The sequence below is a fragment of the Bifidobacterium leontopitheci genome (assembly GCF_009193355.1).
In the GTDB taxonomy this organism is placed as follows: domain Bacteria; phylum Actinomycetota; class Actinomycetes; order Actinomycetales; family Bifidobacteriaceae; genus Bifidobacterium; species Bifidobacterium leontopitheci.
The window spans coordinates 76,912-91,697 of record NZ_WBVT01000005.1 but is presented as its reverse complement, the minus strand read 5'-3'; the positions used below and the strand labels follow the sequence as shown (position 1 = coordinate 91,697).

The 14,786-nt window shown below is 60.4% G+C and carries 20 protein-coding genes and 1 pseudogene; 10 read left to right on the top strand and 11 right to left on the bottom strand.

Annotation, left to right across the window (positions count from 1 at the left end):
• Positions 1–34 precede the first annotated feature (34 nt).
• A complete protein-coding gene (locus F7D09_RS02810; RefSeq protein ID WP_152233911.1) occupies positions 35–1,519 on the top strand; it encodes an MATE family efflux transporter in 1,485 nt (494 codons plus the stop codon).
• Positions 1,520–1,779: 260 nt separating this feature from the next.
• On the opposite strand, the gene F7D09_RS02805 is transcribed toward F7D09_RS02810, so the two are convergent.
• Positions 1,780–2,667, bottom strand: a complete 888-nt coding sequence (locus F7D09_RS02805) for a deoxyribonuclease IV (RefSeq protein ID WP_152233910.1) — start codon at positions 2,665–2,667, stop codon at positions 1,780–1,782.
• Between the two features lie 287 nt (positions 2,668–2,954).
• On the opposite strand from F7D09_RS02805, the gene F7D09_RS02800 reads away from it, so the two are divergent.
• The gene (locus F7D09_RS02800) at positions 2,955–3,581 is read left to right on the top strand and encodes an isochorismatase family protein (protein WP_152233909.1); all 627 of its coding nucleotides are present in this window, start codon (positions 2,955–2,957) and stop codon (positions 3,579–3,581) included.
• Positions 3,582–3,628: 47 nt separating this feature from the next.
• Positions 3,629–4,279, top strand: a complete 651-nt coding sequence (locus F7D09_RS02795) for an alpha/beta hydrolase (RefSeq protein ID WP_376863371.1) — start codon at positions 3,629–3,631, stop codon at positions 4,277–4,279.
• 21 nt (positions 4,280–4,300) lie between these two features.
• Here F7D09_RS02795 and F7D09_RS02790 read toward each other — a convergent pair whose 3' ends face one another.
• Positions 4,301–4,831 carry a MerR family DNA-binding transcriptional regulator gene (locus F7D09_RS02790; protein WP_226835889.1) on the bottom strand — a complete coding sequence of 177 codons (531 nt, stop codon included), beginning with the start codon at positions 4,829–4,831 and terminating at the stop codon, positions 4,301–4,303.
• Positions 4,832–5,128: 297 nt separating this feature from the next.
• On the opposite strand from F7D09_RS02790, the gene F7D09_RS02785 reads away from it, so the two are divergent.
• Positions 5,129–5,833 (top strand): helix-turn-helix domain-containing protein, encoded by a 705-nt coding sequence (locus F7D09_RS02785; RefSeq protein WP_152233908.1) that lies wholly within the window; start codon positions 5,129–5,131, stop codon positions 5,831–5,833.
• On the top strand, positions 5,830–6,567 hold the full coding sequence (locus tag F7D09_RS11350; protein WP_226835887.1) for a hypothetical protein: 738 nt from the start codon (positions 5,830–5,832) through the stop codon (positions 6,565–6,567). The genes F7D09_RS02785 and F7D09_RS11350 overlap by 4 nt, the downstream gene beginning before the upstream one ends.
• Before the next feature lie 217 nt (positions 6,568–6,784).
• Here F7D09_RS11350 and F7D09_RS02775 read toward each other — a convergent pair.
• A pseudogene (locus F7D09_RS02775) lies at positions 6,785–6,997 on the bottom strand (GNAT family N-acetyltransferase); the annotation flags it as partial.
• A 174-nt stretch (positions 6,998–7,171) separates the two neighbouring features.
• On the opposite strand from F7D09_RS02775, the gene F7D09_RS02770 reads away from it, so the two are divergent.
• The 3 genes from F7D09_RS02770 to F7D09_RS11070 all read left to right on the top strand — a co-directional run bounded on the left by F7D09_RS02770 (position 7,172) and on the right by F7D09_RS11070 (position 7,984).
• Complete coding sequence (locus F7D09_RS02770) at positions 7,172–7,573, top strand: helix-turn-helix domain-containing protein (RefSeq protein WP_193312296.1); 402 nt, start codon at positions 7,172–7,174, stop codon at positions 7,571–7,573.
• Positions 7,574–7,591: 18 nt separating this feature from the next.
• On the top strand, positions 7,592–7,765 hold the full coding sequence (locus tag F7D09_RS11075) for a hypothetical protein (protein ID WP_193312295.1): 174 nt from the start codon (positions 7,592–7,594) through the stop codon (positions 7,763–7,765).
• A gap of 72 nt (positions 7,766–7,837) precedes the next feature.
• The gene (locus tag F7D09_RS11070) at positions 7,838–7,984 is read left to right on the top strand and encodes a PIN domain-containing protein (protein ID WP_193312294.1); all 147 of its coding nucleotides are present in this window, start codon (positions 7,838–7,840) and stop codon (positions 7,982–7,984) included.
• A 59-nt stretch (positions 7,985–8,043) separates the two neighbouring features.
• On the opposite strand, the gene F7D09_RS11660 is transcribed toward F7D09_RS11070, so the two are convergent.
• A complete protein-coding gene (locus tag F7D09_RS11660; RefSeq protein WP_319792550.1) occupies positions 8,044–8,589 on the bottom strand; it encodes a GNAT family N-acetyltransferase in 546 nt (181 codons plus the stop codon).
• 14 nt (positions 8,590–8,603) lie between these two features.
• Complete coding sequence (locus F7D09_RS02760) at positions 8,604–9,485, bottom strand: aminoglycoside N(3)-acetyltransferase (protein ID WP_152233905.1); 882 nt, start codon at positions 9,483–9,485, stop codon at positions 8,604–8,606.
• A gap of 230 nt (positions 9,486–9,715) precedes the next feature.
• On the opposite strand from F7D09_RS02760, the gene F7D09_RS02755 reads away from it, so the two are divergent.
• Together F7D09_RS02755 and F7D09_RS02750 are read left to right on the top strand one after the other, a co-directional pair.
• Complete coding sequence (locus F7D09_RS02755; protein WP_152233904.1) at positions 9,716–9,985, top strand: type II toxin-antitoxin system RelB/DinJ family antitoxin; 270 nt, start codon at positions 9,716–9,718, stop codon at positions 9,983–9,985.
• 3 nt (positions 9,986–9,988) lie between these two features.
• Positions 9,989–10,282: a type II toxin-antitoxin system RelE/ParE family toxin gene (locus F7D09_RS02750; RefSeq protein ID WP_152233903.1), complete on the top strand. Its 294-nt coding sequence runs from the start codon at positions 9,989–9,991 to the stop codon at positions 10,280–10,282.
• A gap of 135 nt (positions 10,283–10,417) precedes the next feature.
• Here the strand turns inward: F7D09_RS02750 and F7D09_RS02745 are convergent, their stop codons facing one another.
• The 6 genes from F7D09_RS02745 to F7D09_RS02720 all read right to left on the bottom strand — a co-directional run bounded on the left by F7D09_RS02745 (position 10,418) and on the right by F7D09_RS02720 (position 14,729).
• Positions 10,418–10,543, bottom strand: a complete 126-nt coding sequence (locus tag F7D09_RS02745) for a chorismate mutase (RefSeq protein WP_152233902.1) — start codon at positions 10,541–10,543, stop codon at positions 10,418–10,420.
• Positions 10,544–10,573: 30 nt separating this feature from the next.
• Entirely contained in the window at positions 10,574–11,461 is an 888-nt protein-coding gene (locus F7D09_RS02740; protein WP_152233901.1) for a DsbA family protein, read from the bottom strand.
• Positions 11,462–11,609: 148 nt separating this feature from the next.
• A complete protein-coding gene (locus F7D09_RS02735) occupies positions 11,610–11,987 on the bottom strand; it encodes an SdpI family protein (RefSeq protein WP_193312293.1) in 378 nt (125 codons plus the stop codon).
• 74 nt (positions 11,988–12,061) lie between these two features.
• Positions 12,062–12,541, bottom strand: coding sequence for a hypothetical protein (locus F7D09_RS02730; RefSeq protein WP_152233899.1), 480 nt, complete (start codon positions 12,539–12,541; stop codon positions 12,062–12,064).
• Positions 12,542–12,783: 242 nt separating this feature from the next.
• Entirely contained in the window at positions 12,784–14,028 is a 1,245-nt protein-coding gene (locus tag F7D09_RS02725; RefSeq protein ID WP_152233898.1) for a sensor histidine kinase, read from the bottom strand.
• Positions 14,007–14,729, bottom strand: a complete 723-nt coding sequence (locus F7D09_RS02720) for a response regulator transcription factor (protein ID WP_152233897.1) — start codon at positions 14,727–14,729, stop codon at positions 14,007–14,009. The genes F7D09_RS02725 and F7D09_RS02720 overlap by 22 nt, the downstream gene beginning before the upstream one ends.
• Positions 14,730–14,786: the final 57 nt, after the last annotated feature.

The following is a 14,786-nucleotide window of genomic DNA, read 5'->3' as shown; positions in this document are numbered from 1 at the left end:
CAGGATCGGAAGAGCTTACGGGAAGGGTTGCTGCATGGATAACGAACTGTTCGAGAAGGCCTCGATCCCCCGCGCCTATTTCAGCCTGGCGATGCCGGTCGTCATGAGCATGCTGGTCACGCTCATCTACAACATGGTCGACACGTATTTCATCGCGCACACCGGCGACGCGAACATGGTGGCCGGCGTGTCCATCACCGCGCCGGTGTTCACGGTGATGATCGCCATCGGCGACATCTTCGGCCTGGGCGGCAGCTCGGTGATCTCCCGCCTGTTCGGCCAGCACCGCTATGCGGACGGCCGCCGGCTGAGCGTGTTCAGCTTTTATGGCTCGCTGCTCATCGGCGTCATCGTGATGGTCCTGGGTCTCGTCTTCAGCGCGCCGATATTGTCGGTGCTCGGCGCGAACGAGGCGACGCTGCCGCATGCGCAGGCCTACTATACGTGGATCATCATCGGCTCGCCGCTCATCATCGTCTCGATGACGCCGGTCAACCAGCTGCGCACCGAAGGCCATGCCGTGCAGTCGATGATCGGCCAGGTGGCGGGAACGCTCATCAACATCGTCCTCAACCCTCTGTTCATCCACGTGTTCGGCTGGGGCGCGGGCGGCTCGGCGTTCGCGACCGTGCTGGCGAACGTGTGCACGGACGCGTACTTCGTCTGGTTCCTCCTGTTCCGCAGCCCTAACCTGTCGATTGACCCTCGGCTCATGTTCCGGCGTGCGGCCGCCGGCGGCCGGCGCATCCTGCGGCGTCTGGACATCACCGTGCGCGAGATGCTCGACATCCTCGTCATCGGCATCCCTTCTATGGTCACGAACCTGACGCAGAGCTTCGGCATCGTCATGGTGAACCTGTATCTGCTGCGCTACGGCAACGATCCGGTGGCCGCGATGGGCATCGCATTGAAGGTCGTCATGATCGCCGTGTCCGTGTTTGTCGGGTTCGCGTTCGGCGCGCAGGCGATCATCGGATACAACTACGGCGCGCGCAACATGAGGCGGCTCGCCGGCATCCTGCGGTTCTCGTACACGTTCCTCTGCTCGTTCGCGCTGGTCATGACCGTGCTGCTCAGCGTGTTCGACCGGCAGCTCATGGGATTCTTCATCGCCGATCCGAAGATCATCGCGCTGGGCGCCGGAATGCTGCGCGTTCAGCTGCTCAGCCTCGTGTGCGTGGCGATCGTCATGGTGACCACATGCACGTTCCAGTCGACCGGCAAGGCGTTGGGCGCGTTCCTGCTGTCAATCAGCCGTCAGGGCGTGGTGCTGGTCATCGTGCTGGAGGTCGCCTCGCGCGCGGCCGGCTACAACGGCGTGATCGCCGCGCAGGCAATCGCCGACCTCATCACCGCGGTCATGGCGGCGGTCCTGTTCGCCGTCATGCTGCCGGAACTGCGCACGGCTGACAAGACGGCAGGCAGGCAGCCGGGCGACGCAGCGAACGGACGAGCGGACAGCACGCCGGACGCACGGCAGGACATGTCCGAACCGTCCGCCGCGGACAGCGTCATGTGACGGACCGTACTCGTAGCGGTGCGTTCGGGTACGTTTCGTCAGGATTGCGCAACGGACCGTACCCGTAGCCCCCCACTCGGGTACGGTCCGTCATTTCTTTCAAACGGAACGTACTCTTAACGGTCATTCCGGGTACGTTCCGTCAATGTTTTCCAACGGACCGTACTCGAAGAACCCCGCACGGGTACGTTCCGTCATTTCCTCTCAACGGAACGTACTCAAAATACACCGTACGGGTGCGGTCCGTCATCCTGTCTGTCTCACTGCGACTGCCGTACCAGCGCGCGCAGCTGCGCGATTTCGTCGCGGTGCGTGGTGTCGGCGAGTTCCTTGGTCTCCAGGATCATGGGGAGGGCCGCGGTGCGCGGGTCGTTGACCAACTGGGCGAAGAAGCCCAAGCCGAGTTTGCCTTGCCCGATGTTGGCGTGGCGGTCCTTGTGCGAGCCGAAGCCGAACTGGGAGTCGTTGACGTGGATCGCCTTGAGTCGGCCGAGCCCGATCACGCGGTCGAATTCATCCATCACACCGTCGAAGTCGTTCACGATGTCGTAGCCGGCGTCGTACACGTGGCAGGTGTCCAGCGTGACGCCCAGGTACGGCCGCCAGCGTTCGTCCACATGGTCGACGATCGCGGCGATCTGCTCGAACGTGCACCCGCATTCGGTGCCTTTGCCGGCCATGGTCTCCAACAGCACGGGGACGCGCGGAGCCGCCCCGTCGGCACCGACGGTCTCGAACACGCGGTTCAGGCCGTCGCCGATGAGCCGGATGCCCTCGTCCGCGCCCTGCCCCACATGCGAGCCGGGGTGGATGTTGAGGTACACGCCCTGCCCCGCGGCGGCGATCGGCGCGAGCAGCTGCAGGTCTTCGGCGAGCGCCCGGACGGCGAATTCGCGTTTGGCGGGGTCTTTGGCGGCGAAGTTGTATACGTAGGGCGCGTGGGCGACGAGCGGGCCGTAGCCTTCTGCGCGGAGCTGTTCGCCGAATGCCGCCGCGCCTTCGGGCGTGAGCGATTTCGAGCGGCTGCCGTATGGCGAGCGGGGGAAGAAGGCGAACGTGGTTCCCGCTTCTTTGTGGGAGCGTTTGATGAGCGCGTTCCAGCCGCCTGATGCGGACAGGTGGGAGCCGATAGTCAGAGTCGTGGTCATGGTTGGTCCTTTGCGTGTGTGGGTGCGCTGTTGTGTGCGGCGTGTGCGGCGTGGCCTTGATGGTGGCCGCCGTGGCGTGCATGGTTTCGCTGCATTCGATGATACGTCTTTCGCCGGCGTTCGCGATTGCTGCGCGGCGGTATTCATATTGCGTGATGTCGCCCGCCTGTGGGCGATTGTTTCCTTTATCATGGGTTTCGGTATGGCCGGGTCTTGCGGTGCGAATCCGGTCGGATGCGGGACCGGCGGGGTCTGGTTCTTCGGATAATGCGTGAAAGGAGTCGGCTATGAGCGGCAAGGCGTTGATCATCGTGGATGTGCAGCCCACGTTCTGCGAGGGTGGCGAGTTGGGTGTCGTGGGCGGCAATGCGGTCGCGGAGCGTATCGCAGCATTTGTGAGGGCGCATCGTGACGAGTATGCGTATGTGGCGACCACGCAGGATTGGCATATCGAGCCTGGTTCGCACTGGTCGGAGCATCCGGATTTTGTGGATACGTGGCCGGTGCATGGCAGGGCGGGCACGTCGAATGCGGACCTGCATCCGGCGGTCGCGGCGCTTGGTGTCGAGCATCATTTCAAGAAGGGCCAGTATGCGGCCGCATATTCTGGGTTCGAGGGCATCGAGGATGATTCGGACCGTATCCAGTCGCGTGAGGAGGTGGCGGCGGCGCGTCAGGCTGGCTTGACGTTGGAGAATGCGTTGAGGTCGGCTGGCGTAACCGACGTGGATGTGGTCGGCATCGCCGAGTCGCATTGTGTGAAGGATACGGCGTTGGACGCGCGTCGGCTTGGGTTTGCGGTCACGGTGTTCGAGGATCTGACGGTGCCGGTGAGCGAGGAGCTTGGGGTTGCGGCTCGCAGGCAGATGGCCGATGCCGGCATTGCGTTGCGTGATTCGGATGCGGCCCACTGACGTGCGGCGGGCGGCGTATGGCGTGAGTGGCTGATGGGAGGTTCGTCATGCTGAGGATGACCGGTCACGTGGAGGCTGCCGACGGACAGGCGGACGGCGGCCTGCTGTTCGTCATGTTCCATGGGTACGGGAACGACGAGTCGGAGATGGTACGCATTCTTGACGCCGTGGTTGCGGTTGGCGACGGCTGCAGTGCGGATGCGGCGGCCGTGGCGCGGCCGGGCTGGCTGTCGTTCCGTGGCACATACGACCGTCCGTACATGGGCGGGTCGTACTGGTATCCGGATGGGTGCGATGTGGCCTCGCGGCGTCGCGAGTGTTCCGTGGTGGGCGATGAGGTCGTCTCGTTGCTGGATGCCTCGGCGTTGCGGAACCGTCGTCGTGTGCTCGTCGGTTTTTCGCAGGGCGGGTACCTGTCGTATCGCATGGTGCGCGAGCATCCCGGGGTGTTTGATGCGGCGATTCTGCTCAGCCCGTCGTTCAAGGGCGAGGAGGATGCTACGCCGCCGGATTCCCGGACGCGGTTCTTTCTCGCCTATGGCGGCGAGGACCGTACGATCCCCGTGGATGATCAGCTGACGGCCCGCCGCGTGCTCGACGCTTCGGGGCGGCTGGTGTTCCATGAATATCCCGGCATGGCTCATGCGATATGCGACGCGGAGATCGCCGACATCCGCGGGTTCCTCGAATCGCTGTGATAACGGTCCAGATGCTTCCTATCACATGAGGAAAACGCTCAAGTCGCATTGTGCGCACTCGCGTCCGGCAATCCCCGGATGCGAGTGCAGTCGTCGCCACTGTTGCACGATCACGCATCGTTCACGATTCGAGCGGCGATATGCTGCGCATGGATGCGCATGGCCGCGTTGGCGAAGTCGGCACACGCCTTGCTGCCGTACAATGACTCGCCGCATGGGTCCGCGAAACGCGGGTCGCCGGTCAGCGCGGTGCGGATGGCGCCCAGCGAACCTGACAACGGCATAGCGGCCATTGCTGCCGGTTCCTGCCACGAACTGGAGCCGGACCAAAGTCGGCCAGTCGTACCAGCGTTTGCCGCCGGCTGTCGTCTCGGTCGGCTTGACCAGTCCGGTCTCGTCGTAGTAGCGCAGCGTACGCGTCGTCACGCCGCTGATCCGGGCGGCCTGGTCAATCGGCCACAATCGGCAAGGATCCAGCATGTCACCTTCCACGTCGACCACGCCGACGGCGGTGTCGTTCATGCTGCCTGCCACCATATCGTGCTCGTTCATGATGCGTCTCCTTTGAGCCGAGTATGCTATGTCCGCCGCGTATCCTCAGGTGTTGCGGCGTTGCCACCAGCGTAGCCGTTTCCGCAACGTCAACCGCAAGCCGCGACATGCTGCACGACAGTAGAGGCGGATGCAAAGCGCTCTGACAGTCCATGGATCGTTTGTACACCGATAATCCATCAGCACACAAGACCACGGCCACCCGTTTTAGTACTCTGACGTTCATCATCATCGGCGGATTGCTCAATGTATGCAAAACTATACGCGATTGGGAATAGTTCTGTATACCATAGGGATATGGTTATCAGAACGAATCGGACGCTGCTCACGCGGCAGGAGGCTGCCCACCGGCTGGGAGTAAGTGAGCGGCGAGTCAGTGCGCTTTGTGCTGCGGGTCAGCTTGAATCGTTCTCCGTGGGGAACGGCACGCTGATTACGGAGGATTCCGTACGCCGGCAAGCGCGATGGCAGGGAGCAGATGGACGCCCGTACTCGCCGGACATGGCGATCGGGGCGCTATACATGCTCAGTGGGCTCGACGCGTCATGGCTGAGCCGGCAGCAGCGATATCGACTCGAGAGATACCTGGAACGGATGAACGCGGAGAACCTGACTCGTCTCACGCGACGGCGTGCGACGATGGTCGAATACTGGTGCAGGGACTCCAACCTCGCCAAGATCGAAACCCTCATTCGTCCCTCCGCCGCCACCGGAACACTGGCAGACTTATTCCGGCTGACCGCCACAGACGTGGTGGAAGGTTACGTTACCGCCGATGCTCTGAATGATGCCGTCCGGCAATGCCGATTGAAGCAGGGGACAACACCGGTACGGGTGCGACTCCGTATCACCGATACTCTTCCCGCCGGCGAAGGACCGATGCCTCTCGGCGTGTGCGCGGCCGACCTGGCAGAATCCAACGACCCGCGGGAACGCCGCGCCGGCCTGGAAACCCTCCAACAGCTGATCGAAGACCACCACCGCAAGGAGCATCAGACATGATCCCAACAATCCACATCCCCAGCACGGGCCATCCGTGGAGCACCGTGTACGCGGTCGCCGCGGCGGACATCTCGGAGTCATGGTTGCTGGCAGGCGGACTCATGGTCCAGCTGCACGCCATCATGGGCGGATTGACTGCACGCCCCACCACCGACGCCGATCTGCTCGCCGATCTCATGGCGGACCGACGCGGCATCGCCAGACTGCGCGGCATCCTCACTGCCCGCGGGTTCGAGACGCAGCCGGGCACGCTGACCGGATACACGACCCGCATGAACGCACCGAACGGCGACGTCGTGGACCTGCTGGTCGCCGATCACCTGCCCAAGTTCCTCGGCAATGACGCGACCATCGCCGGCACGCCGGTGCTGTCCATGCCGGGCGGCGCTCAGGCCGTGGAACGCAGCATGCAGGTCCGACTCATCGACGACCAGAGCGGAACCGAAGTCACAATCCGCATCCCGGACCTGCTCGGCGCCCTGATACTCAAAAGCGCGGCCTACAGTGCCGACCACGCCGGCTACGGCAATCGCCATCTCTACGACGCCGCCATGCTCGCATCGCTTATCGCGGATCCTGACGCCGAGCTCACACGCCTGCACAGCGGCACCGACAGCAAACGCATCAAGCTCCTGCACGACCAGCTCACCGAGGATTCACCTTACTGGGACAACCTCGATGAACCACACCGTCAGGATGGACTGGACACCATCGAAACACTCGCCACATGGTAAATCATTTCCTGTAGATTCAGCCGATGCCCTGCGACAACCTTGAGAAGAACGCGCCGTCTCGCATGGTGATGGTGGTGTCGCATTGAGCTACGAGCGTGGGTCGCGCGTGGAGAGGATAGCGTGGTGCCAGAGAGCCGGCGGACGAGAGTCTATGACCGGCCCCTACATTGACAGCATGTCTCTGATGGTAAGCAACTCATGCATGTCGACAATCCGATACGTGCCGGTAAAAGCCCTGCGCGTTGTCGTTGAACCCGGCGACCCACAGCGCGAGCCGATCGTTGCCGATGGCCTGTTTGCCGGCCTCGACCAGCATCCGTCCGGCTCTCTGCCGGTGTCGGTCGGCCAATACGTATAGCGAGGCCAGTTCCGCCACATCGAGACGGTCGATCGGCGGGCGTGGTGTGCGCAGCAGTTCCGCGAACCCGATCGTTTGTTCGCCTGCTTGCTGCATTGGTTATTTTGTTGCTGCTCTTCCTTGTCCCGAGCGGCTGAATCTTGTCGTTGTTTCCGCAGGCCGACTATGGTGTCCGATATGTCCGATATTGCCGAAATGTCTGGTCTAAGGTAGGCTGGGCGTAAAGGTTTCAGGAAAGGAATGGCCATGACCACATTCGAGGCAATCCCCATTTCCCAGATCGGCAAGGGATCCGCATACATCACCACGGGTGACGGCAAGGCGTACCCGTTGGATGCGGAGGAGCTGCGCCGCGCGTTCGCGGCCATCGTGCGCAACGATTCAACCGAGATGATCACCACCGGTGAAGCCGCTCAGATTCTCGGCGTATCGGCGAAGACCGTCGCACGCATGCTTGACGCTGGAGAGATCCCGTTCGTACGCTACGGCACGAAAGGCAACCGCATGGTTTCCCGCACACAGGTCGTCGCCTACCGGGACAAGTCGGAATCCCACGGTCATGAGGCGTTGGAGACCATGCGCGAGGCCGCCAGCCAAGGCGGATTGGACGACATCGACTACTCGACCTATCTGGCTAAGCACAGCTGAAAACGAGAGGAATTTGAATTGGTAGTCGCTTTTCTCGACGCGAACATCTTCCCGCACACCTGGCTGACGGATGTGCTGCTCACGTTCGCCGACCACCATCTGTTCGACCCCGAATACTCCGACGACGTGCTTGAAGAAGCCCGCAGGGCATTCGTCGATGACCTCGGCAAAGACCCTGCTTGGGTCGACTGATATCTGTCCGCCATCCGCAACATCAAGCCGTATTATCTCGTCTCCTCCATTCCGGAACTGACCGGTGAGGTCGTGTTGCCGGACGACGGCGATCGGCATGTGGCGGCCGCCGCCTATAACGGCGATGCGGATGTGATCGTCACCTTCAATCTGAAGGACTTCCCCGCGACCAACTCGCCAAGATCGGATTATCCGCCCGCCACCCCGACGTGTTTCTGACCGGTGTCGCCGAGGCGTATCCCGAACGCGCGGTCAAGGCCATGACCGAACTGGTCGCATCAAAGAAGCATCCACCGCGCACCATGCAGGAAGAACTGGAGCGGCTTGAACATTCCGGTATGCCGGGATTCGCCCGTATGATGCGCGGACTGATGAACGGACGGGCTCAGACTTAAAATCGCTCCATCACAAGCCGATCGTTGCCGATGGCCTGTTTGCCGGCCTCGACCAGCATCCGTCCGGCTCCCCGCCGGAATTCCAATACTCTTCATGAGTGCGTCGCCATTGATCAGTCCGGCGGTCGCGTAGCCGTGGCCCCGATATTCGCGGGCGATGCCGTAGCCGATGTGGCCCGGTCCTTCGCGCAGAAAATCGGTGAGACGGTGGCGCAGGTTGAAGATGCCCACGTACTCACCCTCATCGTTGACGAGAATGTATTTGGTGGCCGGCACCCAACCGTCGGGCAGGCCGATACCTAACGCTTCGTCGCGCAAACCCTCCACATATGCGGCGAATTGCTCACGGCTCATGCCGGCCGCGGGGTTCTCGAATCCCGTTTCCTCCGCCGGGAACTTCGCGAACAGGTCAAACGCACGCGCCCGCATAGGGCAAAGCTCTTCTACGCACGCCGATTGTCGTCATCTTCATCGTTGCCGCTTTGACGCAAATCGCGTCGCGCATAATACTCACGAGCGGCATCCACCAAATCACGGATGGAGAAGGCGAGTATTCTCGCTTCGTTCAACGTCACGGCACACACGGAATCGGCATGCTCGACGAGAAATCGCTTACCGAAGGATTCGAAATCGTCGTAGCGGTCGAGTTCCACCGTGTCAAATGTCACCCATTCGGTCGTGCGTTCGCCGGTTACGGCATCGACGCGGCCGACCGGTGCGGTCTCCTCGATATGCGGCCGGCCGATTGTGGACTCCGCGTAATGAATCGCGGTGCATGTATCAAATCCGGTGCCGAGAAAGAGCACTTTGCCATCGATTTCGTAAAGACGCGAGAGCGGACTATGTTCACCGAACGGCATGTCGTAATCGCGATTGTTCTCGCCTCCGCATGGGCCGCACAGCCAATCAGCGTGACGTCCCCATGCGCTCATCGAGTACAGCGGGTGACTGCTCCGTCTGGTACCGGGAAGCTTGCGAAAAAACTCCGGCATACGTCCGATGCCGCGCACGGGCGTCGTCGCCGGATCGAACGCCGGCAGCGCGGCGCGCACGACGTCAACAAGATCGGGACTGACCGGCGGCGCCGCCCAATATCGTGGATCGGACAGATCCGTGGTCTGCGCGGGCATCATGATGTCGCCGTCATACAGTACGCCTTTGAGCACATCAATCACGGTCTGTTCGCCGCCGGGAATGAAGCCGAACGCACTGAGCTTCGTATGTACGATGCACGAATCCGTCGGATTCAGTCTCACGGCGAGCAGCGCATCACGAAGTTGAATTCCGGTGGTGACCGTCGTGATCATTCGCTCATTCCACGTCATATAGCCGTTTCTCCTTTTCCAAGCATGACAACGGAAACTCGAGTCCGCCATAGAGCCAATGATGGCATGGTCTTATCGTGACAGCCAATCGGAGGGGTACTCGTCAACCAAAGACGACATGGGGCGATTGCTGACTGTATGGTTATTCGCTCTGTCGAGTCTTACATTTATTGACTATTGTCATACGAACTTATACTATTGTCTTACGCAATGATGTTTGGAGGTTTGCGATGAGTATGGCATCGGTCACCGTCCGCGTGGATGCGGACACCAAGCAGAAGGCCGCGTCCATCGCCGAGGATTTCGGCTTGGACCTGTCCTCGGTCACCCGTGCGTTCTACCGGCAGATCGTTCGCGAGAAGCGCATCCCGATCAGTCTTTCCTATACGACCGTGCCGGACGAAACCATGCAGGCGCTGGCAGAGGCAAAGAGCAAGATTGCCGACGGCAAGCCGCGGTTCCACGACGCCGACGCCATGTTCGATGCGCTGGGAATCTGACGGATGCTCAAACCGGATTACACCGCAGCGTTCCAGCGGGACGTCAAGAAGCTCAAACGCAGGCACGTCGACATGGCCCCGCTCAAAGAAGTCATACGGCTGGTGCTTGAAGACACCGCGCAATCCAAGGAGACACTGAGACGCAGGCACCGGGCGCACATGCTCACCGGAGACTTGACTGGCGTGCTGGAATGTCATATAGGCAACGCCGGCGACTGGCTGCTTCTATGGATACGCGATGACGGCACCGCCGTGTTCATGCGCACCGGCAGTCATGAGGAACTACTAGGCAAATAACCGTTCTGCTGAGGACCTCACGCGTCCGTTCGATAAGGCGGCCGGTATTGCCAATCCCCGGGAGAATCGTACCGCGGCGCTGTACGACGTGATTGCCTTTTTCATCAGAGCATTGGACACCGCACGACCGTTAGTCTAGGACTGCGCGGCTTGCGCCACATAGGTTCCTCGCTCGGCTATCAGATCGACCAGCCGGGTGTCGATGCGGTCGATATTGGCGCGTACTTCATCGAGGCTTTCGCAAGTATGAATCGGTTCCACAATGCCGCTCCTCAAGGTTATGGTGTGCAATCAGTTTTTCGGTTTGACGGCCGGATCACCAACCTCGTTCTCATTCAAGCCAACGGCGGTGAGGAAACTGTCCTTCAGATCACTACCGTCCATCTGCCAGCGACGATTGTTAATCGTGACGGTCGGCGTGGAGAAACCATTCTTACCCGGCGCGTAAAGCTCCGGGCGAAGGATTGTATAGTCGTCCGTCGCCTTCAGCCATGCCCGGTACCGGTATCGGCCGTCAAACGCCTTATCCGCCGTCGTCTTGTCCACGCCGGAGTTAATCGCCTGCTGTTTGAGCTGGTCGTCGGTCACGCTACGGTATTCGCCAAGTTCGCCGGGTTGGAAGTCCTCGCGGTAGATGTTCATCAGATACCCGAGCAGATGATCGGGGTTCGGGTCCTGTTGCGCGATTGTGACGGCCGCGTTGAACGCACGGGTCGAATACTCGTCGCTGCTTTTGTAATCCTGAAACGTCATGAAATGCAAATCGAGATTGATCTGCCCCGCATCCAGCATGCGCTTAATCGTCGGATCAAGCGTACGGCTCACCAGCGCACACCCCGGGCACAACGGTTCCAGATACATGCCGACGGTCGGCACGCCATCGATCTTGCTGCCATACCCGTTTTTGGAGATCAGGATGCCACCTTGGTCGTTCGCGAGCGACGGTTTGACCTTGACCTTACGCAGAGCATCATGTGCGGCCTGTTCCGATTGCGGGGTGTCCATCGTCGCGGAACGATTGGCCGCCATGCTGCGATACAAGGCAACGCCGCCCACGATCAGCAGGACGGCGATGATCGTGACGGTCAACATTCCGATGATGGTCTGCTGACGGCGCTCCGCCACCGAAACCGCCGTGTCGTTGCGAGAATCCTGCCGTTGCGTATTACTGCGTTTCACCCCTCCATTATGATCATTCGCGAAAAATCGCGCTAATCGAAGAGATATCTGTCAACTAAAGACGACACGAAACGGCGGTAATCATTGCTTCCCAGGGTTACTCATCACAAAAAACAAGCAGTTTCGCATCGGGATCAGAGTCTTGGTCTTATGCCTGTGATTCCAAGTAATGATTTCTAGCATCGAGATTCGCGATGATCCCGCAGATGACAAGCCAAGCGATGAGGATGACGGCAAGGGCAAGGAGCATCCACCACCAGATCATGCTCATGGTATTGATATCGCGGGTCGCGATCATGCCGACTGCCACGTCTACCGGCATCAAAGCGACCAAAACGCCGCTACCGAGGAACACGAACGCGTATTTGCGGTGTATGTATTCCCATGTCTCGTCCGATGCGATGGTCCAGCGGGTCTTGATACCAATTTGGTAATTCCTCTCTAACCGGCCATTCTTCGCATCCCAATACGTGGAGAGGCACAACCGAACTGACCATATAAGCAAGACGATCAACACAAACAGCATGCTCTGAATCCTTTCCCACATTACGCCAGTTTAGAAATGGTTAAACTGCGAGCATCGGCTTATCTAGAAGCCCATCAAAAATGGTGGCACTTATTCAATTCTTTGACGATGATCGAAATCACTACATACAACGTGCAAGCCAATGCTAGGCCCCACGCCAGATAACCCAGCCATGTAACGTCGAATAGCAAGGCGATAGTGAACATGTTGACGCACAGGTTGATGCAGATAATGAATGTTATCTTCGCTGCGATAGCGTCGGATCTATCGGCGAGTAACCGGTCATAGGCATCCGGCTCCAGCTGTTCGGCCACCTTGCCGCGATATGCGAATCCTCCCGCGGCAAGTGAGCCGGCACCCAACAGGAGAAACACGATCGCCAGCGACCCGGAATTCCAGAACCATTCCGTAGTCCATCCGTACTGGATGAGACCGCATATGGCCAACACAACGGAATACAGCGCAAGGGTTCCCGCCGCCGCGAATAGACGCCATCGTCTCTCGCTCATAATCACACGTCTGCCAGCAGAGCCTTGAGCAGTGTTATCAGCCATGGCCATCCTCCTCTTCGAGGTTCGGTACCCTTCCCATACATCCATGATGACTGGAGAAGGAGAAGCGCGCCACCTGCACGAATCTTTGTCAACAAAAGACGACAAAGGTGACGTTCATCATCATTTGAACCCGTCTGCGATATGACTTCCATAGTGACCCGCATCGTGCGCACGTGCAACATGTTGTCAAGCAATCGCATGACAGTGGGATTGGGAGGTCCGGAATCGTAGGTCTGCTGGTCTTACTGTTGAGACGAATCGGATGGCAAGGTTGCGTGCAGAATCCACGTGCCGTCTTCGGCGGATGTATTGATTGAGCCGCCGAGAGTGGCGAATCGCGCGCGGTGCAGGGGCAGTCCCTTGCCGGAGTGAGGCTTGTCTGGCAATAGAGATTGCGTGGCGATGTCGTTGACTTGATCGACGGCTAGGCCATCGCTATCGCGGCGTACGACAACCCGATATTCACCAGAGGGTTCTCCATGTACGGCGATATTGGTGTACAGCTCACGTAACAGATCGATTACGGCGGATTCTCGCTCGCGAATGACGCTGTCCGCATCCGTTGGCTCGCATTCTGGCAGGTTGTCGATCATCGTGGAGTCGCCGGTGAAGCCAAGTTGAGCAAGATACCGGTCGCCGTGTTCCAATACGTCGCGAACGCACTCGGGAAACGATGCACAAGACAAAGACGCTGCAGTTGAACTTCCGGCTTCGATATCGTCGCCGGTACGCGTAGTGTCGCCGTCACCGTTCCCGTCGAGCATGTTGATGACCGTGCGCACCTCGCCGAGCGTGTCGATCGTGCGTTGATACAGGTCATCGAACAGCGCAGCATGTTGCTCATTGTTCGTCGCACGTGACCGTTCGTAGTCCAAGCGCATGGCCATGTACGCGAGATCGCTCGTCACCGCGTCGTGGATCCGACTCGCGGCCCGCGCGTCGCGGCGCATGGCCTCCACCCGATCGCGCTCCCGTTCGTAGCGCAACCGGTCCTGTTCCGCCTGCACGGCCGTGGCCCTCCATGACATCGCACAGCCGAACGCATACACGACGAAGAACGACACCAGCAGTATCACGTAGTCGCCGAACGGGATGCCGGCGCGAGCCGCGACCATCCACCGCGTTGCGGCGATCAACGGCGGCATCAGCCACCACCATCGTGACCTTCCATACCGGCCGACCGCCGCCAACGCGACCCACATGCCATAGAACAGGCTTGCACCGCTCATATCCGGCAGAAACGCGCACGCCACATACGTGACGGCGATCGCCACGCTCATCGGCAACGGATAGAACGGCAGCACCAGCAGGCACAGGATGTGCACGACCGTCAGCACCGTGGTCGCCACGAGCTGCGCGGGATACTCGAACATCTCCAACACCGTCAGCCCGGCGGACAACAACACGACGCACCACATGACCGGCCCCACGCCAGCCGCACGGACACGCTCGCGCGCACGACGAACTAATTCTGCAACATCAGCCATTCGGCCACCGCCTGCGTCCGATTCCGCGCGCCCAGTTTCCTCGCTGCACGCATCACATACGTCTTCACCGACGACTCGCCAACGCCAAGCAGCTCGCCGATTTCACGCGAACTGCGGCCCTGCGCGCACAATCGCATGACCTCACGTTCGCGATCAGTCAACGACGCGACAGCCACGGCTGCAATCGCAGGGCGCGTAGCGGAACCGTCATCAGCGTCGGTCTCGTCGTGCTTCGCGAGCAACGCATGCGATTGGACGGCGGCCAGCTCCGACACGTACCGGGTGCGCGGCGTGCGCCCGTTGACCAGCGCGACCGCCGCGTCGCAGATATCCGGTACCTGCGCCTTGTCCATCACACACTGCGCGCCCGCGGCCAGCGCGTCGGCCGCGTAATGCTCCAGCGAAAACGACGTGACGCCGATCAACACGACATCGGCCGTCGCCGCACGAACCTGACGGCACACCTCGACGCCGCTCAATCCCTCCAGTGACATGTCCACCAGCAGCACATCCGGCCGGGAGCCGGCCGATAGGCACCGGTCAATCGCATCCCGGCCACGACGGCACGCCCACGGTATCTCAACTAAGGGAAGCTCCCGATGAATCAGCAGCATCAGCATCTTCAGCGTCAACTGATCATTGTCCACTATGGCGAGGCTGAACCGCTCGCTGTCGTACATACTCACCGCCTCGCCGCTCATATTGCTGTATCACAGGATATAGTAACCATTCCGGACCGTAATCCCGCGGATTGAACC

Coding starts and splice junctions, on each gene's coding strand:
- F7D09_RS02810 (WP_152233911.1), top strand. CDS start 35: ATGGATAACGAACTGTTCGAGAAGGCCTCGATCCCCCGCGCCTATTTC.
- F7D09_RS02805 (WP_152233910.1), bottom strand. CDS start 2,667: ATGACCACGACTCTGACTATCGGCTCCCACCTGTCCGCATCAGGCGGC.
- F7D09_RS02800 (WP_152233909.1), top strand. CDS start 2,955: ATGAGCGGCAAGGCGTTGATCATCGTGGATGTGCAGCCCACGTTCTGC.
- F7D09_RS02795 (WP_376863371.1), top strand. CDS start 3,629: ATGCTGAGGATGACCGGTCACGTGGAGGCTGCCGACGGACAGGCGGAC.
- F7D09_RS02790 (WP_226835889.1), bottom strand. CDS start 4,831: ATGAACGAGCACGATATGGTGGCAGGCAGCATGAACGACACCGCCGTC.
- F7D09_RS02785 (WP_152233908.1), top strand. CDS start 5,129: ATGGTTATCAGAACGAATCGGACGCTGCTCACGCGGCAGGAGGCTGCC.
- F7D09_RS11350 (WP_226835887.1), top strand. CDS start 5,830: ATGATCCCAACAATCCACATCCCCAGCACGGGCCATCCGTGGAGCACC.
- F7D09_RS02770 (WP_193312296.1), top strand. CDS start 7,172: ATGACCACATTCGAGGCAATCCCCATTTCCCAGATCGGCAAGGGATCC.
- F7D09_RS11660 (WP_319792550.1), bottom strand. CDS start 8,589: ATGCGGGCGCGTGCGTTTGACCTGTTCGCGAAGTTCCCGGCGGAGGAA.
- F7D09_RS02760 (WP_152233905.1), bottom strand. CDS start 9,485: ATGACGTGGAATGAGCGAATGATCACGACGGTCACCACCGGAATTCAA.
- F7D09_RS02755 (WP_152233904.1), top strand. CDS start 9,716: ATGAGTATGGCATCGGTCACCGTCCGCGTGGATGCGGACACCAAGCAG.
- F7D09_RS02750 (WP_152233903.1), top strand. CDS start 9,989: ATGCTCAAACCGGATTACACCGCAGCGTTCCAGCGGGACGTCAAGAAG.
- F7D09_RS02735 (WP_193312293.1), bottom strand. CDS start 11,987: ATGCTGTTTGTGTTGATCGTCTTGCTTATATGGTCAGTTCGGTTGTGC.
- F7D09_RS02730 (WP_152233899.1), bottom strand. CDS start 12,541: ATGGCTGATAACACTGCTCAAGGCTCTGCTGGCAGACGTGTGATTATG.
- F7D09_RS02725 (WP_152233898.1), bottom strand. CDS start 14,028: ATGGCTGATGTTGCAGAATTAGTTCGTCGTGCGCGCGAGCGTGTCCGT.
- F7D09_RS02720 (WP_152233897.1), bottom strand. CDS start 14,729: ATGAGCGGCGAGGCGGTGAGTATGTACGACAGCGAGCGGTTCAGCCTC.